Origin of the sequence: Plantactinospora sp. WMMB334 (genome assembly GCF_049179095.1) — a bacterium.
Taxonomy (GTDB): domain Bacteria; phylum Actinomycetota; class Actinomycetes; order Mycobacteriales; family Micromonosporaceae; genus Plantactinospora.
Map to the genome: position 1 here is coordinate 1,182,809 of NZ_JBMHME010000002.1, position 26,425 is coordinate 1,209,233.

Annotated in this window: 27 protein-coding genes; 16 read left to right on the forward strand and 11 right to left on the reverse strand. The window is 72.0% G+C overall.

All coding sequences use genetic code 11. The features are described 5' to 3' along the window. Positions 1 to 205: 205 nt before the first annotated feature. The 6 genes from nrdR (at position 206) to ACN27G_RS05095 (ending at position 6,370) form a co-directional block, all read left to right on the forward strand. Positions 206 to 715, forward strand: a complete 510-nt coding sequence (gene nrdR, locus ACN27G_RS05070; protein WP_421491604.1) for a transcriptional regulator NrdR — start codon at positions 206 to 208, stop codon at positions 713 to 715. Positions 716 to 797: 82 nt separating this feature from the next. Further along, on the forward strand, positions 798 to 3,692 hold the full coding sequence (locus ACN27G_RS05075; protein ID WP_421491605.1) for a vitamin B12-dependent ribonucleotide reductase: 2,895 nt from the start codon (positions 798 to 800) through the stop codon (positions 3,690 to 3,692). Between the two features lie 204 nt (positions 3,693 to 3,896). Continuing rightward, positions 3,897 to 4,166 (forward strand): GlsB/YeaQ/YmgE family stress response membrane protein, encoded by a 270-nt coding sequence (locus ACN27G_RS05080; protein WP_421491606.1) that lies wholly within the window; start codon positions 3,897 to 3,899, stop codon positions 4,164 to 4,166. Positions 4,167 to 4,273: 107 nt separating this feature from the next. After that, a complete protein-coding gene (locus tag ACN27G_RS05085) occupies positions 4,274 to 5,212 on the forward strand; it encodes a DUF2332 domain-containing protein (protein ID WP_421491607.1) in 939 nt (312 codons plus the stop codon). A 66-nt stretch (positions 5,213 to 5,278) separates the two neighbouring features. Then, positions 5,279 to 5,560 (forward strand): DUF5522 domain-containing protein, encoded by a 282-nt coding sequence (locus ACN27G_RS05090; RefSeq protein WP_421491608.1) that lies wholly within the window; start codon positions 5,279 to 5,281, stop codon positions 5,558 to 5,560. 267 nt (positions 5,561 to 5,827) lie between these two features. Then, positions 5,828 to 6,370 carry a hypothetical protein gene (locus tag ACN27G_RS05095; protein WP_421491609.1) on the forward strand — a complete coding sequence of 181 codons (543 nt, stop codon included), beginning with the start codon at positions 5,828 to 5,830 and terminating at the stop codon, positions 6,368 to 6,370. 78 nt (positions 6,371 to 6,448) lie between these two features. Here ACN27G_RS05095 and ACN27G_RS05100 read toward each other — a convergent pair whose 3' ends face one another. Continuing rightward, on the reverse strand, positions 6,449 to 7,138 hold the full coding sequence (locus ACN27G_RS05100; RefSeq protein ID WP_421491610.1) for a metal-dependent transcriptional regulator: 690 nt from the start codon (positions 7,136 to 7,138) through the stop codon (positions 6,449 to 6,451). Positions 7,139 to 7,249: 111 nt separating this feature from the next. Between ACN27G_RS05100 and ACN27G_RS05105 the strand changes: the two genes are divergently transcribed. Together ACN27G_RS05105 and ACN27G_RS05110 are read left to right on the forward strand one after the other, a co-directional pair. Continuing rightward, complete coding sequence (locus ACN27G_RS05105) at positions 7,250 to 8,113, forward strand: sulfurtransferase (RefSeq protein WP_421491611.1); 864 nt, start codon at positions 7,250 to 7,252, stop codon at positions 8,111 to 8,113. Positions 8,114 to 8,229: 116 nt separating this feature from the next. Then, positions 8,230 to 9,411: an acetoin utilization protein AcuC gene (locus ACN27G_RS05110; protein WP_421491612.1), complete on the forward strand. Its 1,182-nt coding sequence runs from the start codon at positions 8,230 to 8,232 to the stop codon at positions 9,409 to 9,411. A 59-nt stretch (positions 9,412 to 9,470) separates the two neighbouring features. Here the strand turns inward: ACN27G_RS05110 and ACN27G_RS05115 are convergent, their stop codons facing one another. Continuing rightward, a complete protein-coding gene (locus ACN27G_RS05115; protein WP_421491613.1) occupies positions 9,471 to 10,547 on the reverse strand; it encodes a TetR family transcriptional regulator in 1,077 nt (358 codons plus the stop codon). A gap of 118 nt (positions 10,548 to 10,665) precedes the next feature. Between ACN27G_RS05115 and ACN27G_RS05120 the strand changes: the two genes are divergently transcribed. Together ACN27G_RS05120 and ACN27G_RS05125 are read left to right on the forward strand one after the other, a co-directional pair. Further along, positions 10,666 to 11,592 (forward strand): ATP-binding cassette domain-containing protein, encoded by a 927-nt coding sequence (locus ACN27G_RS05120; protein WP_421491614.1) that lies wholly within the window; start codon positions 10,666 to 10,668, stop codon positions 11,590 to 11,592. Further along, positions 11,589 to 13,217, forward strand: coding sequence for an ABC transporter permease (locus tag ACN27G_RS05125; protein ID WP_421491615.1), 1,629 nt, complete (start codon positions 11,589 to 11,591; stop codon positions 13,215 to 13,217). The genes ACN27G_RS05120 and ACN27G_RS05125 overlap by 4 nt, the downstream gene beginning before the upstream one ends. Positions 13,218 to 13,302: 85 nt before the next feature. Here ACN27G_RS05125 and sigB read toward each other — a convergent pair whose 3' ends face one another. Further along, on the reverse strand, positions 13,303 to 14,253 hold the full coding sequence (gene sigB, locus ACN27G_RS05130) for an RNA polymerase sigma factor SigB (protein WP_421497241.1): 951 nt from the start codon (positions 14,251 to 14,253) through the stop codon (positions 13,303 to 13,305). Between the two features lie 272 nt (positions 14,254 to 14,525). Here sigB and ACN27G_RS05135 point away from each other — a divergent pair, with 272 nt between their 5' ends. Both ACN27G_RS05135 and ACN27G_RS05140 read left to right on the forward strand, forming a co-directional pair. Next, on the forward strand, positions 14,526 to 14,720 hold the full coding sequence (locus ACN27G_RS05135) for a hypothetical protein (RefSeq protein WP_421491616.1): 195 nt from the start codon (positions 14,526 to 14,528) through the stop codon (positions 14,718 to 14,720). Then, positions 14,702 to 15,490, forward strand: a complete 789-nt coding sequence (locus ACN27G_RS05140; protein WP_421497242.1) for a sporulation protein — start codon at positions 14,702 to 14,704, stop codon at positions 15,488 to 15,490. Before ACN27G_RS05135 ends, ACN27G_RS05140 begins: the two co-directional genes overlap by 19 nt. Before the next feature lie 56 nt (positions 15,491 to 15,546). Here the strand turns inward: ACN27G_RS05140 and dtd are convergent, their stop codons facing one another. The 4 genes from dtd to tnpA all read right to left on the reverse strand — a co-directional run bounded on the left by dtd (position 15,547) and on the right by tnpA (position 19,389). Further along, on the reverse strand, positions 15,547 to 15,969 hold the full coding sequence (gene dtd, locus ACN27G_RS05145; protein ID WP_421491617.1) for a D-aminoacyl-tRNA deacylase: 423 nt from the start codon (positions 15,967 to 15,969) through the stop codon (positions 15,547 to 15,549). 58 nt (positions 15,970 to 16,027) lie between these two features. After that, positions 16,028 to 17,512 carry a DUF7059 domain-containing protein gene (locus ACN27G_RS05150; protein WP_421491618.1) on the reverse strand — a complete coding sequence of 495 codons (1,485 nt, stop codon included), beginning with the start codon at positions 17,510 to 17,512 and terminating at the stop codon, positions 16,028 to 16,030. A 5-nt stretch (positions 17,513 to 17,517) separates the two neighbouring features. Next, positions 17,518 to 18,666 (reverse strand): CPBP family intramembrane glutamic endopeptidase, encoded by a 1,149-nt coding sequence (locus ACN27G_RS05155; RefSeq protein WP_421491619.1) that lies wholly within the window; start codon positions 18,664 to 18,666, stop codon positions 17,518 to 17,520. Between the two features lie 306 nt (positions 18,667 to 18,972). Further along, a complete protein-coding gene (gene tnpA, locus ACN27G_RS05160; RefSeq protein WP_421491620.1) occupies positions 18,973 to 19,389 on the reverse strand; it encodes an IS200/IS605 family transposase in 417 nt (138 codons plus the stop codon). 25 nt (positions 19,390 to 19,414) lie between these two features. Here tnpA and ACN27G_RS05165 point away from each other — a divergent pair, with 25 nt between their 5' ends. Then, positions 19,415 to 20,776, forward strand: a complete 1,362-nt coding sequence (locus ACN27G_RS05165) for an RNA-guided endonuclease InsQ/TnpB family protein (protein WP_421491621.1) — start codon at positions 19,415 to 19,417, stop codon at positions 20,774 to 20,776. 54 nt (positions 20,777 to 20,830) lie between these two features. Here ACN27G_RS05165 and ACN27G_RS05170 read toward each other — a convergent pair whose 3' ends face one another. Both ACN27G_RS05170 and ACN27G_RS05175 read right to left on the reverse strand, forming a co-directional pair. Then, on the reverse strand, positions 20,831 to 21,271 hold the full coding sequence (locus tag ACN27G_RS05170; protein WP_421491622.1) for a cupin domain-containing protein: 441 nt from the start codon (positions 21,269 to 21,271) through the stop codon (positions 20,831 to 20,833). A gap of 180 nt (positions 21,272 to 21,451) precedes the next feature. Then, positions 21,452 to 21,847 (reverse strand): hypothetical protein, encoded by a 396-nt coding sequence (locus ACN27G_RS05175; protein WP_421491623.1) that lies wholly within the window; start codon positions 21,845 to 21,847, stop codon positions 21,452 to 21,454. Positions 21,848 to 22,148: 301 nt separating this feature from the next. Here ACN27G_RS05175 and ACN27G_RS05180 point away from each other — a divergent pair, with 301 nt between their 5' ends. Beyond that, the gene (locus tag ACN27G_RS05180) at positions 22,149 to 23,687 is read left to right on the forward strand and encodes a hypothetical protein (protein ID WP_421491624.1); all 1,539 of its coding nucleotides are present in this window, start codon (positions 22,149 to 22,151) and stop codon (positions 23,685 to 23,687) included. Positions 23,688 to 23,829: 142 nt separating this feature from the next. On the opposite strand, the gene ACN27G_RS05185 is transcribed toward ACN27G_RS05180, so the two are convergent. Further along, entirely contained in the window at positions 23,830 to 24,414 is a 585-nt protein-coding gene (locus tag ACN27G_RS05185; RefSeq protein WP_421491625.1) for a hypothetical protein, read from the reverse strand. Between the two features lie 473 nt (positions 24,415 to 24,887). On the opposite strand from ACN27G_RS05185, the gene ACN27G_RS05190 reads away from it, so the two are divergent. Further along, positions 24,888 to 25,286, forward strand: coding sequence for a RidA family protein (locus ACN27G_RS05190; RefSeq protein ID WP_421491626.1), 399 nt, complete (start codon positions 24,888 to 24,890; stop codon positions 25,284 to 25,286). 50 nt (positions 25,287 to 25,336) lie between these two features. Here the strand turns inward: ACN27G_RS05190 and ACN27G_RS05195 are convergent, their stop codons facing one another. Beyond that, complete coding sequence (locus ACN27G_RS05195) at positions 25,337 to 25,702, reverse strand: hypothetical protein (RefSeq protein ID WP_421491627.1); 366 nt, start codon at positions 25,700 to 25,702, stop codon at positions 25,337 to 25,339. 44 nt (positions 25,703 to 25,746) lie between these two features. On the opposite strand from ACN27G_RS05195, the gene ACN27G_RS05200 reads away from it, so the two are divergent. Then, a complete protein-coding gene (locus ACN27G_RS05200; RefSeq protein ID WP_421491628.1) occupies positions 25,747 to 26,310 on the forward strand; it encodes a Scr1 family TA system antitoxin-like transcriptional regulator in 564 nt (187 codons plus the stop codon). Positions 26,311 to 26,425 lie beyond the last annotated feature (115 nt).

Sequence of the window (26,425 nt, forward strand, 5' to 3'; positions counted from 1 at the left end):
GTCGACCCCTAGATATAGTAGTGACAAGGGTGTAAGTCGCCTAGAAGTTGGGGTTTCGCTACCCACAGCTCTCAGGTTCGCCACGCACTGCGGGAGTCGCCTCCGATGGCAGCCCGCAGCTTCGGGCTGCCTGGGCGCGGCTGCACCCGCGCTGTCCGGTGGGCCCGGACACGTGTGCCACGTTCGGGTGCGAAGGAGGTCGGGAATGCGGTGTCCGTACTGCCGGCACGCCGACTCGCGGGTGGTCGACTCCCGCGAGGCCGACGACGGCCAGCTGATCCGGCGCCGTCGTTCCTGCCCCGAGTGCGGCAAGCGGTTCACCACGGTCGAGGAGGCCGTCCTCGCGGTCGTCAAGCGCAGCGGGGTCACCGAGCCGTTCAGCCGGACCAAGATCATTGGCGGGGTGCGTAAGGCATGCCAGGGACGTCCCGTGGACGACGACGCGCTCGCCCTGCTGGCGCAGCGGGTGGAGGAGACGGTCCGGGCCAGGGGCGCGGCCGAAATTCCCAGTCACGATGTCGGGCTCGCCATCCTGGGTCCGCTGCGCGAGCTGGACGAGGTGGCCTACCTGCGCTTCGCCAGCGTGTACCGGTCGTTCGAGTCGCTTGACGACTTCGAGCGGGAGATCGAGTCGTTGCGGGCGGCGACGATTGCCCGGAGCCGGCCGGCGGAGGGCGTCGGGGGCGTCCAGCCGGCCGGTGAGCGGGCCGGCTAGTTCCTTCAGGAATCAGCTTCTTTCAGAAGATCAGCGAGGCCGTACGGCGGGAGCGCCATACGTGCGTAAGGGGGCGGATGGAATGCCGGGGGAAGGTGTGACAGCGAGTAGGTCACGTACCAGGACGGCGGCGAACGCCGGCCTGAAGGTCGAGCGGGTCTGGACCACCGAGGGGGTGCACCCGTACGACGAGGTGGCCTGGGAGCGCCGGGACGTCGTCATGACGAACTGGCGGGACGGCTCGATCAACTTCGAGCAGCGGGGTGTCGAGTTCCCGGAGTCGTGGAGCGTCAACGCGGCAAACATCGTCACGACGAAATACTTCCGGGGCGCGGTCGGTACGCCGGAGCGGGAGTGGTCGCTCAAGCAGCTCATCGACCGGGTGGTGAAGACGTACCGGGCGTCGGGGGAGCAGCACGGCTACTTCGCCACCCCTGCCGACGCCGAGGTCTTCGAGCACGAACTGACCTGGATGCTGCTGCACCAGGTCTTCAGCTTCAACTCGCCGGTCTGGTTCAATGTCGGCACCGCCTCGCCTCAGCAGGTCAGCGCGTGTTTCATCCTCGCCGTCGACGACTCGATGGACTCGATCCTCGACTGGTACAAGGAGGAGGGGCTGATCTTCAAGGGCGGCTCCGGCTCCGGGGTGAACCTCTCCCGGATCCGCTCCTCCAAGGAGTTGCTCTCCAGCGGTGGCACCGCCTCCGGCCCGGTCAGTTTCATGCGGGGCGCGGACGCCAGCGCCGGCACCATCAAGTCCGGCGGGGCCACCCGGCGGGCGGCCAAGATGGTCATCCTGGACGTCGACCACCCGGACGTCGAGGAGTTCGTGCTCACCAAGGCGCGCGAGGAGGACAAGATCCGCGCGCTCCGGGACGCCGGCTTCGACATGGACCTCGGCGGCTCCGACATCGTCAGTGTGCAGTACCAGAACGCCAACAACTCGGTCCGGGTCTCCGACGAGTTCATGCGGGCGGTGCAGGACGGCGGCACGTTCGACCTGCGCGGCCGGCTGGACGGCTCGGTGATCGAGACCATCGACGCCAAGGGACTGTTCCGGACCATCTCCCAGGCCGCCTGGGAGTGCGCCGACCCCGGGCTGCAGTACGACGACACGATCAACGACTGGCACACCTGCCCGGAGACCGGGCGGATCACCGCATCCAACCCGTGCAGTGAATACCTCCACCTCGACAACTCCTCCTGCAACCTGGCCTCGCTCAACCTCATGAAGTTCCTCCGCGCCGACGGCGGCTTCGAGGTGCAGAAGTTCGTCAGGTCGGTCGAGTTGGTCATCACCGCGATGGACATCTCGATCTGCTTCGCCGACTTCCCGACCGAGAAGATCGGCGAGACCACCCGGGCCTACCGGCAGCTCGGCATCGGGTACGCCAACCTCGGCGCGCTGCTGATGGCGACCGGTCACCCGTACGACTCCGAGAGCGGACGGTCGGTGGCCGCCGCGATCACCTCGCTGATGACCGGCACCGCGTACCGCCGCTCGGCCGAGCTCGCCGGCGTGGTCGGCGCCTACGAGGGGTACGCCCGCAACGCCGAGCCGCACAAGCGGGTGATGCGCAAGCACGCCGCCGCGAACGACGAGATCAAGCCGACCGGCGCGGTCGCCACCGAGATCGTCCGCGAGGCGACCCGGCAGTGGACCCAGGGCAACAAGATCGGTGACAGGTCCGGCTGGCGCAACGCCCAGGCCAGTGTGCTCGCGCCCACCGGCACCATCGGCCTGATGATGGACTGCGACACCACCGGGGTCGAGCCGGACCTCGCGCTGGTGAAGTTCAAGAAGCTGGTCGGTGGCGGCTCGATGCAGATCGTCAACCAGACCGTGCCGCGCGCCCTGCGCAGCCTCGGCTATCCGGAGGAGCAGGTCGAGGCGATCGTCGAGCACATCTCCGAGCACGGCCACGTGATGGACGCGCCCGGGTTGAAGCCGGAGCACTACGCCGTCTTCGACTGCGCGATGGGCCAGCGCTCGATCGCCCCGATGGGACACGTCCGGATGATGGCGGCGGTGCAGCCCTTCATCTCCGGCGCGATCTCCAAGACGGTGAACATGCCGGAGTCGGCGACCGTCGAGGACGTCGAGGGGATCTACTTCGAGGGCTGGAAGCTCGGCCTCAAGGCGCTGGCGATCTACCGGGACAACTGCAAGGTCGGCCAGCCGCTCTCCGCCGCGAAGAAGGAGGCCGCCAAGAAGGAGCAGGAGAAGGCGGTCGAGCAGGCCGCGCCGGAGAAGACGGTCGAGAAGGTCGTCGAGTACCGGCCGGTGCGCAAGCGGCTGCCGAAGAAGCGCCCCTCCGAGACGGTCTCGTTCTCCGTCGGCGGGGCCGAGGGCTACCTCACCGCCTCGTCCTATCCGGACGACGGCCTCGGCGAGGTCTTCCTCAAGATGTCGAAGCAGGGCTCGACGCTGGCCGGGGTGATGGACGCCTTCTCGGTGGCCATCTCGATCGGTCTGCAGTATGGAGTGCCGCTGGAGACGTACGTCAGCAAGTTCACCAACATGCGGTTCGAGCCGGCCGGGATGACCGACGACCCGGATGTCCGGATGGCCGCCTCGGTGATGGACTACATCTTCCGCCGGCTGGCACTGGACTTCCTGCCCTACGAGCGCCGGGCCGAGCTGGGCATCTTCACCGCCAAGGAACGGGCCGCGCAGTTGCGGGCGGAGGCCGAGGCGGAGAGCGCTGTCGACCTTGCCGCGATGGCCGCCTCCGCTCCGGTGAACGCCTCCGCACCGGTGGAGACGGCGAAGCCGGAGCCGGCGGCCGCGCAGCAGCGGGTCGAGGCGGTGGTGGAGCGGCCGGCGCCGCCGGTCGGCTCCTCGACCGAGCTGCTGGAGGCGGTACTCGGCACGGCGGCGGACGCCCCGCTCTGCTTCACCTGCGGCACGAAGATGCGTCCCGCCGGCAGCTGTTATGTCTGCGAGGGCTGCGGCTCCACCTCCGGCTGTAGCTGACTCCGGCTGTAGCTGGGCGGGCGACCTCGCCGGCATCAGGCGGGGCGTAGCGTGAGCGACCGCCCGGTCCCCGGTTACGGGGACCGGGCGGTCGTGCCGTCGAGGCCCTGCCACGGCGACGGCGACGTTGCGGATCCCAAAAGGTTTCCCGTCTGTCGGCACTGGGCACCGAGCCCGGCGAACGACAACGTGAGGGAGATCGTCATGGAGATCGGTGGAATCATCAGCGCCATCATCATCGGCCTGGTCATCGGCGCGCTGGGCCGGCTCGTCGTGCCGGGCAAGCAGAACATCCCGATCTGGCTGACCCTGGCCATCGGTATCGTCGCGGCACTGCTCGGCACCATCATCGCCGGCATCTTCGGCGTCGCCGAGACGGAGGGCGTCGACTGGATCGAACTCATCCTCCAGGTCGCCGTCGCCGCTGTCGGGGTGAGCCTCACCGCCGGCTTCTACGCTCGGCGAACCAGCTGACGGTCTGCGCGTGGGCCCCGTCGGCGAGCTCGGAGACCGTCGACGGGGCCCGGCGTGTGACGGGCGGAACAGGCGGCGGGCGGAGCGACCTCTGGGATCATGACGGCATGACGATCGCCGCCGACTATGCCGACTTCGGTGTCGGCGAGGCTCGGGACGTGTCGCCCGCGTACGAACGCCTGGCCCTGGCCGTTGCCGACGACGACGAGTTGCTCGCCCTGCTCGGTACGCTGCCGGCGGCCAAGCGGCAGCCGAACCTGCTGTTCGGGGTCGTCCGGCTGCTCGGCGGGCCGGTGGAGGATCCGGCGGAGTTCCACGACTACGCGGTGGCGAACTGGCCGCTCGTCGCGGCGGAGATGCGTGTCCGGGCCACCCAGACGAACGAGGCCGGCCGCTGCGCCCTGCTGCTGCCGGTCCTCGCCGGGCTGCCGCAGCCGCTCGCACTGCTGGAGGTGGGCGCCTCCGCCGGCCTCTGCCTCTATCCCGACCGGTACGCCTACCGCTACGGCGACCACCTGCTCGGCACCGGCGAGCCGGTACTCGACTGTGCCGCCACCGGGCTGACGCCACCGGCCCGGCTGCCCGAGGTGGTGTGGCGGGCCGGCCTCGACCTGAACCCGCTGCGGGTGGGCGACCCCGCCGACATCGCCTGGCTCGACGCGGTCATCTGGCCCGAGCATGCGCACCGACGGGCCCGGCTGCGGGCCGCCGCGGCCGTCGCCGCGGCCGAGCCGCCGCTGCTGCTCCGCGGGGACCTCGTGGACGATCTACCGGCGCTGGCCGGGCAGGCGCCGGCCGGCGCCACCCTGGTGGTGTTCCACAGCTCGGTGCTCTACCAGGTGCCGGCATCGCGGCGGACAGCCTTCGTCCACCTGGTACGCGGACTGCCCGGTCACTGGATCTCGAACGAGGCCCCCGAGGTGCTCCCCCACGACGACCTGCCGGAGCCGCCGGGTGGAGCCCGGCACAACGTGCTCGCACTGGACGGTAGGCCGCTCGCCTGGACCCGGGGGCACGGGCAGTCGATGATCTGGTTCGGCGACTGACCGGAGGGCGGGTCCGGCCAGGGCCGTCGTGCGTGTCGCGGGGGCGGCTGTCGTAGGGTCGGCGCGATGGATGCTCCGAAGGCGCGGCCGCCGGGGCGACGCCTGCCGCTGGCGCCCCGACCGCTCGACCGGCCGCACCCGTCCCGGCTCCCGGCCACACATCCGGGCCGGGAGCGGATCCTCGCGGCACACGCCGCCGCGCTCGCCGCCGGTGAGGCGGGTTACCCTGACCCGGACACCGGGCTCTTCGTGCTCACCGCCGGGTTCCTGGCCCGGCGCGGCACCTGCTGCGGGCGCGGCTGCCGGCACTGCCCCTACGTCGACGACCCGGTCCCGGAGACATGGTGACCGTGGCAGGTGGAACGACCAGGTAACGGGAGTACGTTCGCGTGCTCGTCGCGGAGCCGGGCCGCGGCCGCGCGGATACGGGACGATCACGTCGGCGGAGGTGGCCCGCGAACGCGGTGATTGCGGCGCGCCAGGGCCGGGTACCCCGACAAGCGGGTGCCCGGTCATGGCTGTGTGGCGGGAGCGGGGTTTCGCCGGGCGTGCCGAACCCGTACGGTGTCCGACGGATTCCCCGGCGCTCGACGCCGGGCGGGTGGGAGGTGCGAGGTGCGCGGACGGCTCTGCCTGATCGCCAGTGTGCTGCTGCTCGCCGGTTGTGCCGGCGAGCCCGCGCCAGAGCCGGTCGGGCCGGCCCCGAAGGTGGTGCGCCCGCCGGCGGCGTCGGCCGGCGGCGCCTGCCAGCTGCTGGAGTATCCGGCGATCGAGGAGGCCATCGACACCCGCTTCGAGGTCGCTGCGGCGAGTCGGCACGGCAAGACCGACACCTGCGTGCTGCGTGGCGAGGCCGAAGCCCGCCCCGAGCTCGCACTGTCGGTCACCCCGACCACCGCCGACGCGTCGATTTTCGCCGACGAGATGGTGCCGGGCGCTGGCAAGAGCGTGAAGGGGCTGGGCAAGGCCGCCTACCGCGCCACGGCGGCGCCGACGGGAAGCGTGGGAAGCTCCGTGGAGATCGGCTGGCTCACCGGCGACAGCCGGCTGGTCAGCCTGCGTTTCACCTTTCCGGCGGGCGAGGACGAGGCTCGGGCCGACACCCTCGCACCGAAGCTGGTCAACCTCGCCAAGAAGATCGACACCAGCAGCCTCTGACCGGCCTGCGGTGAGGTGTGTTTCCAGGACGGCGCGCCGGGCGATCCTGGGCTGTCCGGCGCACCGTGGCGCGCGGGGTCAGTGCGCGGCGACGAAGACCCGGGAGGCGACCTCCCGGGGCAGCCGTACCTTGTCGCCGGAGCGGTCGATCATGACCCCGTCCCGCTCCTGCGCCACGGTCACCGTCACGCCCGGGTCCACGCCGGCGGCGTGCAACTGCCGGAGCACGTCGCTGTCCTTCTGGACGCTCTCGCAGATCCGCCGGACCACGACCGGACCACTCAGCCCCGGGAAGGCGAGGTTTCGCTCACCCTCGGCGACGGTCTCGACCGCGACGTCCGAGTTGGGGGTGACCAGTGCCTCCAGCCCGGGGATCGGGTTGCCGTACGGCGACCGGGTGGGCCGGTCGAGCAGCTCGTAGACCTTTTTCTCCACCGAGTCGCTCATCACGTGCTCCCAGCGGCAGGCTTCCTCGTGGGCCTCCTCGTAGGGCATCCCGATCACGTTGACGAGCAGAAGCTCGGCCAGCCGGTGCTTGCGCATCACCGAGATCGCATGGCTCCGGCCGAGCGCGGTGAGCTGTAGGTGTCGATCGTCCTCGACGGTCAGCAGACCGTCCCGCTCCATCCGGGCGACGGTCTGGCTGACGGTCGGACCACTCTGGCGCAGCCGTTCGGCGATCCGGGCGCGCAGCGCCGGCACCCCCTCCTCTTCCAGCTCGAGGATGGTGCGCAGGTACATCTCGGTGGTGTCGACTAGGTCGTTCACGTCAGTGGTCCTCCCGATCACGATGCTACCTCGGAGCACCGATATTCAGTGTCGCCGAGCCGGGCCGAGCCGAGCGGCCCGGGCCCGGCCGGATGGTGTTGACTGGACGTCGTGTCCGTACCGGATGACCTTCTCGTCGAGGTGACCGGGCTCGCCGCCGAACTGGCGTCCGTCGAGCCACCGGTCGTCCTGGACGTCCGCTGGCGGCTCGTCGGTCCGTCGGGCCGCACAGATTACCTGGCGGGACACCTGCCCGGCGCGGTCTTCGTCGATCTGGACGCCGAGCTGTCCGGGCCGCCCGGGCCGGGCGGCCGGCATCCGCTGCCCGACCCGGAGGCGTTGCAGCGGGTCCTCCGGGCGGCCGGCGTGCGCACCGGCCGCCCCGTGGTGGTCTACGACGGAGGCGACGGGACGGCGGCCGCGCGGGCCTGGTGGACCGTGCGCTGGGCCGGACACCGGCAGGTCCGGGTCCTCGAGGGCGGCTTCGGGGCGTGGGCCGGCACCGGGCTGCCCGTCAGCACCGAGCCGCCGGCGGTCACGCCGGGTGACGTGACCGTACGTCCGGGCGGGATGCCGGTGCTCGACGCCCGTGCCGCCGCGGAGGTGGCGGCGGAAGGGGTGCTCGTCGACGTCCGGGCGGCGGCCCGCTACCGGGGCGAGACGGAGCCCGTCGACCCGGTGGCCGGACACATCCCCGGCGCGGTGAACGTGCCGGCCACCGAATATGTCGGCCCGGACGGGCGGTTTCCGGCCGCCGACTCGCTCCGTGCCCGGTTCGCCGAGGTCGGCGTCCGGCCGGGGATACGGGTCGGCGCCTACTGCGGTTCCGGGGTGACCGCCGCACAGGCGGTGCTCGCCCTGCACCGGGCCGGACGCTCCGACGCGGCTCTCTACGTCGGGTCGTGGAGCCACTGGATCACCGATCCCGAGCGCCCGGTGGCGGTCGGCACCGATCCCGGCCCGAGCGGCCCCTGATCATCGGCAGCGCGCCGGAAGCGCATGCTGCCGCGGGGGCAACGGCCTGCGGCGGCGCGCGGTGTTCGGGAAGGGGGTTGCGGTCGATCGCCGGTCGGCGTGCGACCATGAACCACATGTCGGACGACACGGTGGTGGTCTGGGACGAGAGTCTGCTGGCGTACGACCTGGGTGATCATCCACTCGATCCGGTACGGGTGGAGCTGACCATCGCACTGGCCCGGGAACTCGGCGTGCTGGACCGTCCCGGCGTGCGACTGGTCCCGCCCGACCCGGCCGACGACGCGGCGCTCGCCCGGGTGCACCGGCCGGACTACCTGGACGCGGTCCGGGCGGCACCGAGCGACCCGCTCTTCTCCGGATACGGGCTCGGCACACCGGACAACCCGATCTTCGACGGGATGCACGAGTCGAGCGCCCTGGTGGCCGGGGCGAGCCTGGCGGCGGCCGAGGCGGTCTGGCGCGGTGAGGCCCGCCGGGCGGTCAACGTGGCCGGTGGCCTGCACCACGCGATGCCGAGCCGGGCGGCCGGGTTCTGCGTCTACAACGACCCGGCGGTGGCCATCGCGCGGCTGCTCGACCTCGGTGCCGAGCGGGTGGCCTACGTGGACGTCGACGTGCATCACGGTGACGGGGTGCAGCAGGTGTTCTACGCCGATCCCCGGGTGTTGACGATCAGCCTGCACGAGACGCCGCTCGCTCTCTTTCCCGGCACCGGTTTTCCGGACGAGACCGGAGCGCAGGGCGCCGAGGGAAGCGCCGTCAACCTGCCGCTGCCGCCGGGGACCGGTGACGCGGGCTGGCTGCGTGGCTTCCACGCCACCGTCCCGGCGCTGCTGCGCGCGTTCCGGCCGCAGATCCTGGTCTCCCAGTGCGGCGCGGACAGCCACCGGCTGGACCCGCTCGCGGACCTCCGGTTGAGCGTGGACGGCCAGCGGGCGAGCTATCTGGCGCTGCGGGCGCTCGCCGACGAACTCTGCGACGGGCGCTGGGTGGCCACCGGGGGTGGCGGCTACGCACTCGTCGAGGTGGTGCCCCGGGCCTGGACGCACCTGCTCGCGGTGGCCACCGGTGAGCCGGTCGAGCCGGCGACGTTGACGCCGCCGGCCTGGCGGACCCTGGCCCGGAGCCGCCGTCCCGACCGGGAGGTGCCGCTGCGGATGACCGACGAGTCGGACGGCTCGTACGAGCCGTGGCAGCCGACCGGCGAGCCGGATGCGGTGGACCGGGCGATCATGGCAACCCGCAGGGCCGTCTTCCCGCTGCACGACCTCGATCCGCAGGACCCGGCACTCTGACCCGGGCGCCGGTCGGCACTCCTGTCGGTTTCCGGCCGCCGACTGTCTCGAAATAGTCTCTAATTAGTCTCGCAAACTGTCTCGCTATAGTTCACCGTCTCGCTCTGGCCGGCCTCGGCCCGGTCGGCGGCCCGCAGGTGCCGGTAGAGAGTGGCCCGGGAGACGCCCAGGCCCGCCGCGATCTGGTCCACCGTGTGCAGGCCGGCGGCATGCATCGACCTCGCCGTCCGGACCTGCTCCGGGTTGAGCCCCGGCCGTCGCCCGGCCCGGCGCCGCCGTCCCGGGCGGCCATGTTCCGGACCGGGGTGCCGGCCGGCGGAGATCCGGTCCGCGCGGCCGGGGCCAGCCTCCGTCGGCGATCCGGCCTCGTCCGATCCGGCCTCGTCCGATCCGGCCTGGTCCGATCCGGCCTGGTCCGATCCGGCCTGGTCCGATCCGGCCTGGTCCGATCCGGCCTGGTCCGATCCGGCCTCGTCCGATCCGGCCTCGTCCGATCCGGCCGGGCCGCTCCGCTGGCCGGGGCGGTCGTCCAGCGCCGACCCGTCTGCCGCGTCCGGGTCCCGGCCTCCGGGGTGGCCGGCCGGCGGCGGGGCCTCGCCCAGCAGCCTGGCCACCCCGTCGAGCATCTCCGCCCGGAGTTCCTCGTCGGACACGTCGCTGAAGAAGACGATCGGGTCGGAGAGCATCGCGGTGGCCTGGACGGCGCGGACCCGTTCGAGCCGGGGCGCGTCGGGCCCGGCCACCAGGGCGTACGCCTGGGCGGCGATTCGCAGCAGCCGGCGGTACGTGCTGCCCTGGGAGAACAGCGTCATGTCGTGGTAGAGCGTCCCGAGGGGGCCGCGGTGCCGCAGCAGGGTGTCGAGCCACCCCTCCAGCGTCGCCCAGCGGGACGCCGGCCACGGCAGCCGGGCAGCCCGCTCCAGTGCCGTCTCCAGGTCGGAGATGAGCGGCTCGGCGAGCGCCATCAGCAGGTGCTCCTTGCTGGGGTAGTGGTAGAGCACGCCGGCCTTGGTCAGGCCGAGCCGGTCGGCGATCTGCCGCAGTGGGGTGCGCTGGTAGCCCTGCGCGGCGAAGAGGTCCAGCGCGGCACGCAGGATCCGGGCCCGCGTGTTCTCGGGCGGCGGTGGTCGCTCCATCCCTGCAGCGTACCTCCGGCGACTGACCGCCGATCAGGAGCTGGTGACGGCGTCCTACCATCGGTCAGTACACTGGCGTCGACACGATGTCATCGACGGCACCAGATAGGGGAGGGTGATGACCACGATCTCGGTGGCCGGCCTGGTGAAGACCTTCGGGGCCACCCGCGCGCTGGACGAACTGGACCTGACGGTCCGCTCCGGCGAGGTGCACGGGTTCCTCGGGCCGAACGGGGCAGGCAAGTCCACCACCATCCGGATCCTGCTCGGCCTGCTCCGCAGGGACGCGGGGGAGGTCAGCGTGCTGGGCGGCGATCCCTGGCGGGACGCCGTGGCGCTGCACCGCCGGCTGGCGTACGTGCCCGGCGACGTGAATCTCTGGCCCAACCTCTCCGGCGGGGAGGCGATCGACCTGTTCGGCTCGCTCCGCGGCGGTCTGGACCCGGCCCGACGCGACGAGCTGTTGCGGCGCTTCGACCTCGACCCGACCAAGAAGTGCCGCACCTACTCGAAGGGCAACCGGCAGAAGGTGGCGATCGTCGCCGCGTTCGCCTCCGACGTCGAACTGCTGGTGCTCGACGAGCCGACCTCCGGGCTGGACCCGCTGATGGAGGCGGTCTTCCGGGACTACGTCGGCGGGCTGCGCGAGGCCGGCCGCACCGTGCTGCTCTCCAGCCACGTGATGTCCGAGGTGGAGGCGCTCTGCGACCGGGTCAGCATCATCCGGGCCGGCCGGACGGTCGAGTCCGGCACCCTGGCCGAGTTGCGCCATCTGACCCGTACACCGATGACCGTCGAGACGGAGCGCCCGGTGGACGGCCTCGCCGACCTTGCCGGGGTGCACGCGGTGACCGTGACCGGCGCGACCACCCGGTTCGAGGTCGAGTCCGGCACCCTCGACCCGGTGCTGGCCCACCTCGCCCGGTTCGGCGTACGCAGCCTGACCAGTACGCCGCCGACGCTGGAGGAGCTGTTCATGCGGCACTACGGCAACGACGGCGACTCCGCCCCCGCCCAGCGCCCGGTCTCGGCAGGCGCGCGGTGACGGCGTTCACCGGCACCGCCCGGCTGACCCGGCTCGCGTTCCGGCGGGACCGGGTCAAGCTGCTGGTCTGGGCGCTGGCCGTGCCGGGGGTCACCGCGGCGGTCGCGCAGAGCGTCACCGCGCTCTACGGCACCGAACAGGACAGGGTCGGCTACGCCACCGCCAGCGCCGCCAGCGTCGTCGCCCGGGCGTTCAACGGACCCGTCTCGGGCCCGAGCCTCGGTTCCGTGGTCACCGCCGAGGCGTACACGTCGCTGGCCCTGCTCGCCGCGCTGCTCAGCACCTTCGCGGTGATCCGGCACACCCGGCAGAACGAGGAGACCGGCCGGGCGGAGCTGCTCGGCTCGGCGGTGGTCGGCCGGCACGCCCCGCTGGCGGCGGCCCTGCTCAGCACGGTGGCGGCCAACGTGCTCAGCGGGCTGCTGCTGGCCGGGGTGCTGGTCGCCGACGGGCTGCCGGCGGCCGGCTCGGTCGCCCTGGCCGCCGCGGTCGCCGGGATCGGGATCTCGTTCGCGGCGATCGCCGCGGTGACCGCCCAGATCTCCGGTACGGCGCGCGGCGCCAACGGCATGGCCGCGGCCGCCGTCGGAATCGCCTTCCTGCTCCGGGCCGCCGGGGACGCCTGGGGCGACGTCTCCGCGGACGGGATGCGGGTGATCAGTGCCTGGCCGTCCTGGATCTCACCGCTCGGCTGGGCCAACCAGGTCCAGGCGTTCGACGCGAACCGCTGGGTGGTGCTGGCGCTGCCGGCCGGGTTCTCGGTCCTCGCCGTCGCGACGGCGTTCGTGCTGACCGCACACCGCGACCACGGCGCCGGGCTGCTGGAGGTCGCCCGGGGTCCCGCGCAGGCGCCCCGGGGCCTGCTCAGCCCGACCGGCCTGGCCTGGCGCCTGCAACGCGGGGTGCTGATCGGTTGGGCGGTCGGGGTCGCGGTGATGGGCTTCGCGATGGGGTCGGTCGGCAACGAACTGGACGGCCTCGTCGGTGAGAACGAGGCCGCCGCCGAGGTGATGGCACAGCTCGGCGGCACCGACGAACTCGTCGACGCGTTCCTCGGCACCATGATGGCGATGTTCGCGCTCGCGATCGGCGGGTTCGCCGTCCAGTCGGTGCTCCGGCTGCGGGCCGAGGAGTCGGCCGGGACGCTGGAGGGCGTGCTGGCCGCCGCCGTGAGCCGGCCCCGCTGGCTGCTCAGCCACCTGCTCTGGACCGTGGTCGGCACGGTCGGCCTGCTGGTGCTGGCCGGCGCGAGCACCGGGCTGGGCTACGGCATGGTCAGCGGCGACGTGCCGGGCTCGGTGGGCCGGCTCGCCGTCGCCGGGCTGGTGCAGGCACCGGCGGCCCTGGTGGTCGCCGCCGCGGTGGTGCTGTTCTTCGGGCTGCTGCCGCAGCTCGCCGTGGCGCTCTCCTGGTCGGCCTTCCTGCTCTGCGTGCTGCTCGGCCAGCTCGGCGCACTGCTGGACCTGCCGCAGGCGGTGCTGAACGCGTCGCCCTTCACCCACCTGCCGGCTGTGCCGGCCGCCGACCCGACCGCCACGCCACTGGTCGTGCTCCTCCTCGTCGCCGCCGCGCTGACCGGTCTCGGCCTGGCGACCTTCCGCCGGCGGGACCTGGCGGTCGGCTGACCGCCCTGCCCCGGACCGGCCGGAGCCCTCGCCACCGCATCGGTGGCGAGGGCTCCGGTGCCGTACCGGGCGACGAGCGTGGAGATCAGCTCGCGTACGCCTCCAGCCGGTCGGCGCGGGAGGGGTGGCGCAGCTTGAGCAGGGTGACCTTCTCGATCTGCCGGATCCGCTCCCGGGAGAGGCCGAACTCGCGCCCCACCTCGTCCAGGGTGCGCTGCCGGCCGTCGTCCAGGCCGAAGCGCAGCCGGATCACCGCCTGCTCGCGGTGCGAGAGGGTGGCGAGCACGATCTCCACCTCGTTGCGGAGCATGCCGGCCGAGACCGCGTCGCCCGGCTCCTCCCGGGGGTCGACGGCGGCGACGAAGTCACCGAGGGCGCTCTCGCCGTCCTCGCCGACCGCCTGGTCGAGGCTGACCGGCTCCCGGTCGTAGGAGATGAGCTCGATGACCTGGAACTCCGGCACACCCAACGCGGCGGCGACCTCGGCCACGGTGGGTTCGCGTCCCAGCTGGGTGGCCAGGTCGCGCCGGGTCCGGACCATCCGGTTGACCTGCTCGACCATGTGCACCGGGATGCGGATGGTGCGGGCCTGGTCGGCCATGGCCCGGGTGATGGCCTGCCGGATCCACCAGGTGGCGTAGGTGGAGAACTTGTAGCCCTTGGTGTAGTCGAACTTCTCGACGGCGCGGATCAGGCCGAGGTTGCCCTCCTGGATCAGGTCGAGGAAGGCCATGCCGCGCCCGGTGTACCGCTTCGCGATGCTGACCACCAGCCGCAGGTTCGCCTCCAGCAGGTGGTTCTTGGCGGCCCGTCCCTGGCTGGCGATGATCTCCAGGTCGGCCCGCAACTGCGCCGGCAGTGCCCCCCGCACGTCGGCGTTCAGTTTTTCCTCCGCGTAGAGCCCCGCCTCGATCCGCCGGGCCAGGTCGACCTCCTGGACGGCGGTGAGCAGCTTGGTCCGGCCGATACCGTTCAGGTAGGCCCGGACCAGGTCGGCCGAGGCGCCGCGCTCGTCGGTGGCGTCGAGATCGACCATGGCGTGCCCGGAGCCGTCGCCGGTCGGCTCGGTGTCGGCGCCGGCCCCGCCGGCCGGGTGGGTGTGGCTCTCGCTGTTGTGCAGGACCATCATCTGTCGCCTCCCCGCTTCGACAATGTGGCGCGTCCCAGCGACAACCGCGCTGGTGACACCTAGCTTGGCCGGTGGGGCGTGAAGCCAAGGTGAGGAGAGCGTCGGGTTGGCATGAATCCGGGAGGTCGCCGAGCGATGTTTGACCCGATTTCCATGCCTTGATCGGATTGGTGGTGCCGGTGCCGGTGCCGGTGCCGGTGCCGGTGCCGCTGCCGCTGCCGCTGCCGCTGCCGCTGCCGCTGCCGCTGCCGGTCGCGGGTCGCGGGTCGGGCGGGGTGGGCCGGGCGGGTGAGGGCTTGCCGGTGACGGTTACCGTGCGAGACGGGATCGAGATCAACGAGGGATGGAGGACGTGGTGGTCTTCAAGCGGTTGATGCAGGCGATGGGTGTGGGCGGTCCGTCGGTCGAGACGGTGCTCAGCAACCCGAACTGCCGGCCGGGCGGCTATCTGGAGGGCCAGGTCCACGTCGCCGGCGGCGACCACCCGGTCGACGTCGAGTACGTCTCGGTCGGCCTGGTGACCCGGGTCGAGGTGGAGAGCGGTGACAGCGAGTACAACACCACCCAGGAGTTCCACCGGCAGCGCCTGACCGGTGCGTTCCGGTTGGAGAGCGGGCAGCGCCACGACGTCCCGTTCCGCTTCGAGGTGCCGTGGGAGACCCCGCTGACCGAGGTCGGCGGTCACCACCTGCACGGGATGACCATGGGGCTGCGTACCGAACTCGAGGTGGCCCGCGCCGTGGACAAGGGGGACCTCGACCCGGTGGCGGTGCATCCGCTGCCGGCCCAGGAGCGGATCATCGACGCCCTGCTCCGGCTCGGCTTCCGGTTCAGCCGGGCCGACGTCGAGCGCGGCCACATCTACGGCGTGCACCAGACGCTGCCGTTCTACCAGGAGATCGAGTTCTATCCCGGCCCGCAGTACGCCCGGGCGATCAACCAGCTGGAGCTGACCTTCGTCGCCACGCCGCAGCAGGTGCAGATCGTGCTGGAGATCGACAAGCGGGGCGGGCTCTTCACCGAGGGCCGCGACGCGTTCGGCCGGTTCACCGTCGACCACGCCAGCGTGGACCGCACCGACTGGCCCGGACAGCTCGACGGCTGGCTGCGCCAGTCGATGCAGAGGCGCGGGCTCTTCTTCTGACCGCACCCTGTGCTTCCGCCCACACCCCGCCCGGCGGGCGGCGGCCGGAGAGCGGGTCAGAGCTCCAGCAGCACCGTGCGCGGGCCGACGTTGACGCTCTCGACCAGCATGTGTGCCCGGAACCGGCCGGTGGAGACCTCGGCACCCCGGTCGCGCAGCGCCTCGACGAAGGCGGTCACCAGGGGTTCGGCCAGCTCGGCCGGGGCCGCCGCGCCCCAACTGGGCCGGCGGCCCTTGCGGGCGTCGCCGTAGAGGGTGAACTGACTGACCACCAGCAGCGGCGCCCCGGCGTCGGCGGCGGAGCGCTCGTCGTCGAGGATGCGCAGCTCGTGCACCTTTCGGGCCATCGTGTCGGCGGTGGCCCGGGTGTCGGAGTGGGTGACCCCGAGCAGCACCAGCAGGCCGTCGGCGATGGCGCCGACCACCTCGCCGTCGACCGTCACGCTGGCCCGCCCGACCGTCTGCACCACCGCCCGCACGGCGGTCAGTCTGCCACGGCGCCGGGCCGGCCGGTCCGCCCGCCGAGGGTGCGGGCAGTCAGTCCGCCACGGGGGCGAGGACTCCGCGTTCCACCAGGTGCGCGACGATCGGCCCGGCCGCCTCCGCAAGATCCTCCGCCGGTACGTCGTGCGCCAGCGCCAGCACCGCGACCTGCTCGCGCAGCGGCACCCGACCGTCGGCCCCGCCGACCAGGGCCAGCACCAGCGGGTCCACCTCCTCGGTCCAGCGCAGCCCGTGCGACTGCACCAGCACCTGCCGGTCCACCGCCCAGCCCTCGTCGCCCATCGACGCCTCCTGGCGCAGTCTCAGCCCGTCGACGGCCCGGAACCTGGTGCCGAGCAGCGCCTCGCCGTCCCGGGCCCGCAGCCAGTCCTGCCGGTCGAACCAGGCGGCGATCTGCTCACCCATCGGCGGCTGTACGGCCTGCCGCAGGTCCTCGACCCGGAGCACCGGCTCGGTGTGGCCGCCCCGGCGCAGGTTGACCACGCCGAAGCCGATCGCCTCCACCTTCTGCCCGTCGAACCAGTCCAGCCAGGCCGCCACCCGCTGCGGGTCGGCGGCCTCGCTGGCGTCGGCCAGCCACAGGTCGACGTACGCCATCGGGTCGGCGACCTCGCGCTGGATGACCCAGGCGTCCAGACCGGTGCCGGCGAACCAGCCGGCCACCCGCTCGCCCCAGTCCTCCCCGGCCACGTGCAGCCAGTTGGCCAGGTACTGCATGGTGCCGCCCTCGCTGAGCAGTGTCGGCGCGGCGGCGGCGAGTTCGGCGGCGACCCCGTCGCCGACCCGGCCCGAGTCGCGGTAGCTGTGCGTGGTGGTGCCGGGGCCGACCACGAACGGCGGGTTGCTGACCACCAGGTCGAACCGGCGTCCGGTCACCGGCGCGACCAGGTCGCCCCGGAGCAGTTCCCAGCGGTGGCCGTTCAGCGCGGCGGTGGTGGCCGCGAACCGCAGCGACCGGTCCGAGACGTCGGTCGCGGTCACCGAGCCGGCGTGCTCGGCCAGGTGCAGTGCCTGCACACCGCTGCCGGTGCCGAGGTCGAGGGCGCTGCCGACCGGGCGCCGGACCGTCGCCCCGAGCAGCGTGGTGGTCGCCCCACCGATCCCGAGCACGTGGTCGGCGGCGAGCGGCTGGCCGGGCCGGGCACTGGCCGGCACGTCGGAGAGGACCCACCAGGAGTCCCCGTACGGCTCCAGGTCGATGCCCTGCCGCAACCCGTCGCCGGCCCGTTCCAGCAGCCCACCGGCGAGCGCCTCGGCGAGCGGCAGCGGGGCGAGCGCGGCGCGTACCGCCGCCTCGGGCTCGGTCTGGGCGCAGACGAAGAGCCGGATCAGGGTGGCGAGCGGGTCGCGGTCCTCGGTGGCCCGCAGCGCCGCCCGGATGTCGTTGCGGGCCAGGCCGCCGGTCGCCGCCGGGCCGAGCCGGTCGGCGATGCCACTCGACGTGTAGCCCGCGCTGGTCAGTGCCGTCCGGAGCTGGTCCACCCCGGCGGGGGAGAGCAGCATGTCGTTGCCGTCCACGGCGTCTATCCTGCCTGCCCGTCGGGCCGGGCTGCCCGCCAACCCTCCCGGTGTCCCCGCGGTAACACCCCGTCGGGTGTAACCGGCCGGTACCCGTCACAGCCGTCCCGCCCCACCCCCACCGGCAGCGGTGCGGTGGCGGACGCCGGCTCCGGTGCGGGGGCCGTCGGCTCCGGTTCGGCGGCGGTCGTCGGGTCCGGTGCGGGGGCCGTCGGCTCCGGTGGTGTCGGCTCCGGTGCGGCGGTCGGCAAGCGGCGGCGCCGGGCCAGCCCGAGCACCACGACCGCGTACCCGAGGTGCACCAGCACGCTGACGACGAGCATCTCCCAGGGCGCGTCCGCGGCCGTCTCCTCGGCCGCCAGTTCCCCGAGTGCCGCCGCGCCACCCAGGGCGATCAGGTTGTTCACCACGTGCAGCCCGACCGCCGCCTCCAGCCCGCCGGTCCGGATGCTCAGCCAGCCGAGCAGCCCGCCCACGAACGCCAGTTCCGCGAAGCCCCACCGGGTGCCCCAGCCGTGGGCGGCGGAGAAGAGCACCGCCTGAAGGGCGATCGCCGGCCACGGGGTGCGGAGGTACGCGCCGACGACCTGCATCAGCCAGCCCCGGAAGACGTACTCCTCGGCGGCGGCCTGCAGCGGCGCCAGCAGGAGCAGCAGGGCGAGCGCGCCGAGGAAGCCCGCCCAGCCGGGCCAGCCGCCGACGGTCCCGCCATCGCCCGTCCCGCCCTCGTCCATCCCGCCGGTCAGGGCGAGCAGCCCGAGGCTGCCGCCGAGCAACAGCAGCACGGTCGGCACGGCGACGAGCAGACAGATGCCGAGCCAGCGCCAGCGCAGCCGGCCGAGCACCGAGGAGACCGTACCGGCGGGCCGGGCCTGGACCCAGCGTGCGGCGAGGAGCACGAACGGCAGCGCGGCGGCGATCATGGCCAGGGTCAGGGCGAGTTCGCCGAGGGTGCCCAGCGCCGGCACGCCGTCCGGGCCGACCGGTCGCCCGGCGAGGGCGGCGATCGCGGTGCCGACACCGGCCAGGAGGCAGAGCACCACGAGAGTGCCGCCGAGGACCAGCAGGCTGCCGAGGAGCGGCCGCCACCAGCGGTGCCGGTCGGTCCGGGCGAGCCGGTGGTACGGCGTACCCGATGGGGGTGGAGTCGTCATGCCTTCGAGGATGCGGCCCGACGGCGGCGGAACATCGGTCGGGGTCGGGAACCCGCACCGCATCCGGCGGCACAGCCGGACCCCGACCGCGGACGGGCCGGACCACAACCTCCGATACAGACGGTCGACGCCCGGCGGAGGATGTGCGGGCGTGGCCGCCGGACCTATCGTCGCAACGTCATGCGCGCTGCTGGTGCTGGCCCTCGCCGACGTGGTCGCGTGCTACCGGAATGCGGGCCAGTGCTCCGGCCGTCAGGTCGGGGGTGAAGGCCCGCGCTGGGCGGGCCGTCAGGCCCGAGCAGTGTCTTAACCGGGATGGTTCTGCTGCTCGATGTACTGCTTCACGACGCTCAGTGGTGCCCCACCGACGGAGCCCGCGAAGTACGAGCCCGACCAGAGTTTGTTGGCCTGGTAGTAGTGCCGGATCAGGTCGGGAAACTCCTGCCGGAGTCGGCGCGACGACACGCCCTTGAGGGAGTTGACCAGCCGGGCCACGGCCATCTTGGGCGGGAAGTTCACCAAGAGGTGCACGTGGTTGTTTTCGCCGTTGAACTCGAGCAGTTCGGCCTCGAAGTCGGCGCACACGTCCCGCATGATCGCCTCTATGCGGGTGAGGTGCCGATCGGTGAACACCTTGTGCCGGAACTTCGTCACGAAAACCAAGTGGACATGCATCGCGAAAACGCAGTGTCTACCGGTACGGATGCCTGCAAGTTCAGCCATAAACCAACATGGTACGGTGCTTTTCGTGCAGCTCCGTTACCAGTTTCGGGTCTACCCGACGCCCGGCCAGCAGATCGAGCTGGCCAGGGTGTTCGGGTGCGCGCGGGTAGTGTTCAACGACGGACTCAGGCTGCGCCAGCAGGCCCGCGAGCAGGGCTTGCCGTACGTCTCGGACGCCGAACTTTCGAAGCGGGTCATCACCAAGGCCAAGACGACCCCGGAGCGGGCGTGGCTGGGCGAGGTGTCGTCGGTGGTGTTGCAGCAGGCCCTCGCGGACCTGAACACGGCGTACCGCAACTTCTTCGCCTCGATCACCGGCAAGCGCAAGGGGCGCAAGTTCGCTGCGCCCCGCTTCCGGTCCCGCAAGGACAACCGGCAGGCCATCCGCTTCACCAAGAACTCCCGGTTCAGGGTCCTGGACAACGGCCGACTGCGGCTGCCGAAGATCGGCGACCTGGACGTCCGCTGGTCGAGGACCCTGCCGTCGGACCCGTCGTCCGTGGCGATCATTCGGGACGCGGCCGGGCGGCACTTCGCCTCGTTCGTCGTGACCATCGACCAGGCCGAGAGGCCGCCGCCGGTGGAGTCCGAGGTCGGTATCGACCTCGGACTGACCCACTTCGCGGTCATGTCCGACGGCACGAAGATCACAGCACCCACGTTCCTGCGCCGCGCTGCCCGCAAACTCAAGCGGTTGCAGCAGGACCTGTCCCGCAGGACCAGGGGCAGCAACCGCCGCGAGAAGGCCGTCGTGAAGGTCGCCAGAGCGCACGCCCGCGTGGCCGACACCCGGCGCGACTGGCAGCACAAACTGTCCACGACGTTGATCCGCGAAAACCAAGCGGTGTACGTCGAGGACCTGTGCGTCACCGGTCTCGGCCGGACCCGGCTCGCGAAGTCCGTGCACGACGCGGGCTGGGCCAGCTTCACCAGCATGTTGGAGTACAAGGCCGCCCGGTACGGGCGCACCTTCGGCCGGGTGGACCGGTTCTTCCCGTCCACACGCATGTGCTCCGACTGCGGCCGGATCAACGACAAGATGGCGCTCAACATCCGAGCGTGGAACTGCCCATGCGGCAGTCACCACGACCGGGACGTCAACGCCGCCAAGAACGTCAAGGCCGCCGGACAGGCGGACTTCAACGACCGTGGAGCGCACGTAAGACCGGGACTCGTCCCAGCAGCGCGCAGAGAAGCGGTAACCCACCCGGACGCCGCGTGTTCCACGCGCAGCGTGGAGGGAATCTCCGTCCTTCAGGGCGGAGAGGATGTCAATCGGTCGCGGTACACCGGCCGCGGGTCGCCGGCCAGGCCGCCGCCGCACTGGTCGGGGTGGCGGCGGTGCGGAGCACTCCGGGTCGGGCTCCAGCCGTTGCGGGTGACGTAGAGGTCGAACCGTCGCCTCGCCGGGCGTGGTGGGGCTCGGCGGGGCTGCCCGGAGTCAGGCCAGCTGGAAGTCGGCGAAGTCGAAGCCGGGTGCCACCACGCAGCTGACCAGGACGGGTTGCTCACCGGCGGGCTCGGCCGCCTGCCAGACGCCACCCGGGATCACCAGTTGCGGCCGCTCGCCGGCCGCCAGGTCCGGTCCGAGTCGGATCTCCGTGTACTCCGCGGCCGGCACCTCGGCCGAACCGCCGAGCCGCAGCCGCAGCGGACCGCCCGAGTGCCACAGCCATAGCTCGTCGGAGCGGACGGTGTGCCACCGGGACCGTTCCCCCGGGTGCAGCAGGAAGTAGATCGCGGTGGCGGCGGTGCGCGGGCCGGCGTAGCCGTCGGGCGTGAAGGTGTGTGCCGAGCGCCAGGTCTCGCGGAACCAGCCGCCCTCCGGGTGCGCCGCCAGGTCGAGTTGCTCGGCCAGCGGGGGCCGGCTCGGCGTTGTCACGGACACACCTCCACACGCGGACACTGCTGCCGCTCCGTCGACGCCGGCGGGCCCGGGGCACCGGAGCGACCGGAAGTGTATCGGGGCCGACAGGTGTCCTCGCGGATACGGTGACCGTGGGCCGCAGGAGTGTCCGTGCCAGGTGTCCGTTCGCCGGAGGGCCCCCGCGCACGTGGCCCGTCAGTCGTCGCCCACGAGGTCACCGGCGGCCGGCCACCTGCCGCCCGCCGGCATGTCCAGGCTCTCGTGCAGGGGTTCACGCCAGTCCGGTGCGGAGAACGGCTCGCCCCAGTAGTCGGTGATCTGGACCGCCCTGCCGTCCCGCACCTCGGCTATCGTCACGTTGCGGAAGATCCGACCGTCGCCGTAGTCGTTGCTCCACTCCACGATCCGGGCGTCGCCAGCCTCCCACCGCTGTCCGACCGCGAGTCGTAGCCCGACGAAATGCGACTCCACCTCGGCAATCATTTTCCGGCCCCGGATCAGCTCACCGGACTGCGGCCACTGGCGTACCGCGTCGTCCGCCAGCGGCATGTCGAGAATCCGTTCGAGTCGCGTTTTCGCGCCTTCGCCCATATCGTCCAGCCTATCCGGCGCAACGGGTGCGGCACGACGCAATCGCGCACACGCCCGATCCTCCGAAACGTTCATGGCCGTTTGATGTCAGTCCGCTCGGCATCGGGTGGCCGCCCTTCGGGACGTCTTGACAGGTGATCCAGGCATTGCGGAGGATCGATCTACGCACCGATGGTGCGTACACGGGGGAATCTGCGATCAGCCTGCGCTGCCCGAGCTGCGTCTCGGTAGCCGGCGGATCCCCCTGTCACCGTGTCCTGTGCCGTAACGGCACCGTCCGACTGGTGGAGGGAAACCGAGCATGAGTCATCCACGCGAGGCCACGATCTATCGACGCGGCGCGTTGCTGCTGGCGCTGGCGGCGATCTGCCTCTCCGTACTCCTGAGTGGCCGGCCGGCACATGCCCAGGTGCCGGCGACGGCCGGTGCCGCAGCCGGTGCCGGCCTCACCGCGACACTGCTGCCCGACTCCGAAGGGGCCGACCGGTCCCGGCTGGCCGTCGACTGGCAGGGCGGCCCCGGCGTACGCCTGCGGGTCAGCCTCGGCACGCCCGGGCGCGCCTCCCGGCCACGCGTCGCCGACCAGGTCCTCGTCGCCGACCAGGTCCTCTCCGCCGGGGCCAACCTGCTCGACCTGGCGCTGGCCGGGGACGCGTCGGGGACGCTGCGGATGGAGGTACGCGGTGCCTCGGGGCGGCTGCTGCGTACCCTGACCCGGGACCTCGGCGCGCTGCGTGCCGACTCCGCCTTCGCCTGGCCGGCGAGCGCCGCCGCCGCGCTGCCGGGGTTGATGGTCGGCGGCTCCTTCGACCAGGTCGGCGCGGTGGCGGCCGACAACATCGCCCGGTGGAACGGCGGCGCATGGTCGGCGTTCACCGGTCCCGGCGGCAACGGCACCGACAGCCAGGTGAGCGTTCTGGCGACCTTCAACGGCGACCTCATCGCGGGCGGCGGCTTCATGTACGCCGGCGGCACCCTGGTCCGGGGCATCGCCCGCTGGGACGGCTCGGACTGGCTGCCGCTGACCGGCTCCTCCGGCACCGGGGTGATGACGTATCCCTTCGACTTCGTGCACAGCCTCCAGGTCTTCAACGGCAACCTGATCGTCGGCGGTCAGTTCCTCAACGCCGGTGGCCTGCCGGCCAACCACATCGCCCGGTGGGACGGCGCCGAGTGGCACACGCTGACGGGGCCGTCCGGCACCGGGGTGAACAGCGCCGCCGTCTGGGACCTGACCATCTACGGCGGGGCGCTGGTCGTCGGCGGCGACTTCACCGAGGCCGGCGGGGTGCCGGCCAGCCGGGTCGCCCGGTGGAACGGCAGCACCTGGTCGGCGCTGGCCGGCGGTCTCAATCCCGGTGAGCTGAACGGCCTGGTGATGTCGCTGGTCAACTACAACGGCGCACTGATCGCGGGCGGCTACTTCCAGACCGCCGACGGTGTGCAGGCCGACAACATCGCGCGGTGGAACGGCAGCGCGTGGTCGGCGCTGACCGGGCCGTCCGGCACCGGAGTCTCCGCCGGGGTCCGGGACCTGGCCGTCTATCAGGGATCGCTGGTGGTCGGCGGGGAGTTCACCCACGCCGGATCGCTCGCGGTCAACTACATCGCGCGGTGGAACGGCAGCGCGTGGTCGGCGTTCACCACGGCGCCGGGCACGGTGCTGAACACCTCCGTCTACGCGGTGACCGTGCACTACGGCGACCTGATCATCGGTGGCGGCTTCACCCAGGCGAACGGTGCGCCGACCGACTACCTCGCCAGGTGGACCGGCACCGGCTGGGCCAGCCTCTCCGGCGGCGCTCCGAACGGGCCGGTGATGGAGCTGTTCAGCCTCTAGTCCGGGGGAGGTTCCGGAGGCCGGGTGGGCGCGGTACTCAGCCCGCCCGGCCGCCGGCCCGCCCGGCTCGGACGCAGCCCGGTCGGACGCAGCCCGGTCGGACGCAGCCCGGTCGGACGCAGCCCGGTCGGACGCAGCCCGGTCAGACGCCCGCGGCGTCGTCGTAGCGGCGGCGCAGGTCGGCCATTTCCGAGTCGGCCAGCGCCTCCTTCTGCGCCAGATCCGCGTACTTGGGCGGGAACATCTGCCGGAGCCGGTCGATGAACATGACGTTCTCCGTCGCCTCGACCACCTGGATGCCCGGGGGCTCGCGGGACATGTCCATGATCACCGGTCCGGCCAGCTTGACCGCCCAGTCCCAGGGCGTCTTCTGCTCGGCGACCCCGCAGAGGTGGAAGCCGTAGACCGTCTGCACGTCGGCGAGCGCGGTGACCTCCGCCGGCTCGTAGCCGTAGACACGCACGCCGCAGATCACCGCCGGCTTCGCCTCCTCGCCGGTTGCCACCTGCTGGATGTCGTGGCCGGCGTGGTTGTGCTGCTCCGGGTCGGCCTGCTCGAGCGTGGTACGCATCCGGGTCAGGATCTGTCCCTGCAGATCCGCCGGCTCGGCATTCGAGCCGGCCGTTCTGACCAGTACGACCGCGCCGGCCGACACCGCCAGCAGGATCACCGCCACCCACACGAAGCGGTTCCGGTACCACCCCGCGAAACTCTCCCGGGTAATCATGATTGTTTCTCACCTCGTCGCCGGTTCTGATGCGTTGGCAGACTGCTTCGGACCGTGTCGCACGGCTCCGACGTGTCAGACGGGTCGGACCTGTCGAGCGCGCCGGACGTGTCGCGGAGACGTCCTCGAGGGGTGCGTACCGCGCGGGGACACGTGCCCGGGAATGCGTGTCCGTCGTCGTGGAGGTGGCCCGGCGGTGTGTGCGGTGCGTCTGCCAAAGCGGCGCGCTGCCGGCACTGCGATGCTCCCGTGCTGGCCGTTCCCAGTGCGGTTGCCCCCGCACTGCGGCGATATGAGCCATTCCAGCACGCCCGAACCCGCTCCGGCAACATAGACGATCCTCGGCGGATCTCCGGTCGGGCCGGAGTGGATGCCCGGCCGGTGGACCTGCCGGCCCCGGCCGGGGTTGCTCCGGTGCGCGGAGCTGCGTACGTTGCCAGTCGATCACCGAGCCATGACCGGGGGAGAGTGTCGTGACGGGCGTCGAGATCCAGCCGATCAATCCGGGTGGGCTGCCGGCCCCGACGGGCAACTACACACACGGCACCCTGGTCAGTGGTGCGGGCCGGACGGTCTTCGTCAGCGGCCAGGTGCCGTGGCCGGACGAGGCGGGCCGGGTCCCGGCGGACTTCGAGACACAGTGCCGGCTGGTGTGGCACAACGTCCTCACCGTCCTCGCCGAGGCCGGGATGGGAGTGCGGAATCTCGCCAAGGTGACCACCTATCTCTCCGACCGTCGCTATCGGGAGGCGAACTCGCGGATCCGCGCGGAGATCCTCGGTGACCACGCGCCGGCACTCACCGTCATCATCGCGGACATCTACGCCGAGGAATGGCTACTCGAAATCGAGGCCATCGCCGTCGCCGCCTGATCCCCAATGTCGTACGCCCACCGACCGGCCCGCGGCGGCCGGAGACGTCTTCACAACGACCGGCGGGACGGCAGCCGGCGTAGCACCGGACCGAGGTTGGGTGGGCGGTGCCGGTCCACCCGCTCCGCCGGACATGCCGTCTCCGGGGTCTCCGGAGGTCGGGCGCACCAGCCGACGAAGCGCTTCATGATCTCGGCGGTGCCGAGGTGCTCCAGTTCGGCCACGGCCTCGGTCAGATATCTGAGCAGATAGCTGACCAGCGCCGGAAGGTTCTCCTGGAACAGCTCCTGCAACTGGCCTCTGCGGGTCCGGCAGGGCCAGGGTTCCGCACAGGCCAGGCAGGACCACTCGGGCCGGTCCGGTGCGTGCAGGGGTGGATAGCCGCCCCTGCTGGCCTGGGTGCCGGTCTCGCTCATCGCGACGCTCCAGTCTCGATCGTGGCGGCCGTTTCCGGTGCGGCATGGCGCCGTCGTGTTGCACCGGCCGTGCAACACACGTTTCTCGGCCTGAGGAGGGAGGTTGCACGGCAGACGACATCGGCTCCACCGTCCCGCGCCGGCACCTGGGCTGGTTCCTTCGAGAAATGCGCGAGCGGGAACGCATCTCCCACGATTCCGCCGCGTCCGCCTTGGACTGTTCCCGGCAGAAGATCTGGCGCATCGAGAAGGGCGCGGTGCCGGTGCGGGCCGGCGACGTACGCCTGCTCTGTGATCTCTACGGTGCCAGCGAGCGGATCAGTCACGCGCTCGCCGCGCTCGCCGCCGAGACCCGGACGAAGGGTTGGTGGCACGCGTACGGCGACGCGGTGCCGGCCTGGTTCTCCCTCTACGTCAGCCTGGAGACGGTGGCGAGCCGGCTGCGCCACTACAACGGCGAGCTGGTTCCGGGCCTGCTCCAGACCAGGCGTTACGCCGACGGCGTCTCGAAGCCGTCGCGTCGGGCATCGAACTCGGCACCGGAGCTCCCTCGGGGTGGAAGATCACGGCGCGGACGTCGGGCATTCGCGCGCAGGCTCGCTCGATGAGTGGGCGGACCTCGCTCCAGGGCCAGTCCACCGTTGCCGCAGCCCAGTCCCTCGTTCGTCGGAAGTGACGACCCTATCCGGTGACGTCCTCGTCACCAGTCAACGCGCCGTCGAA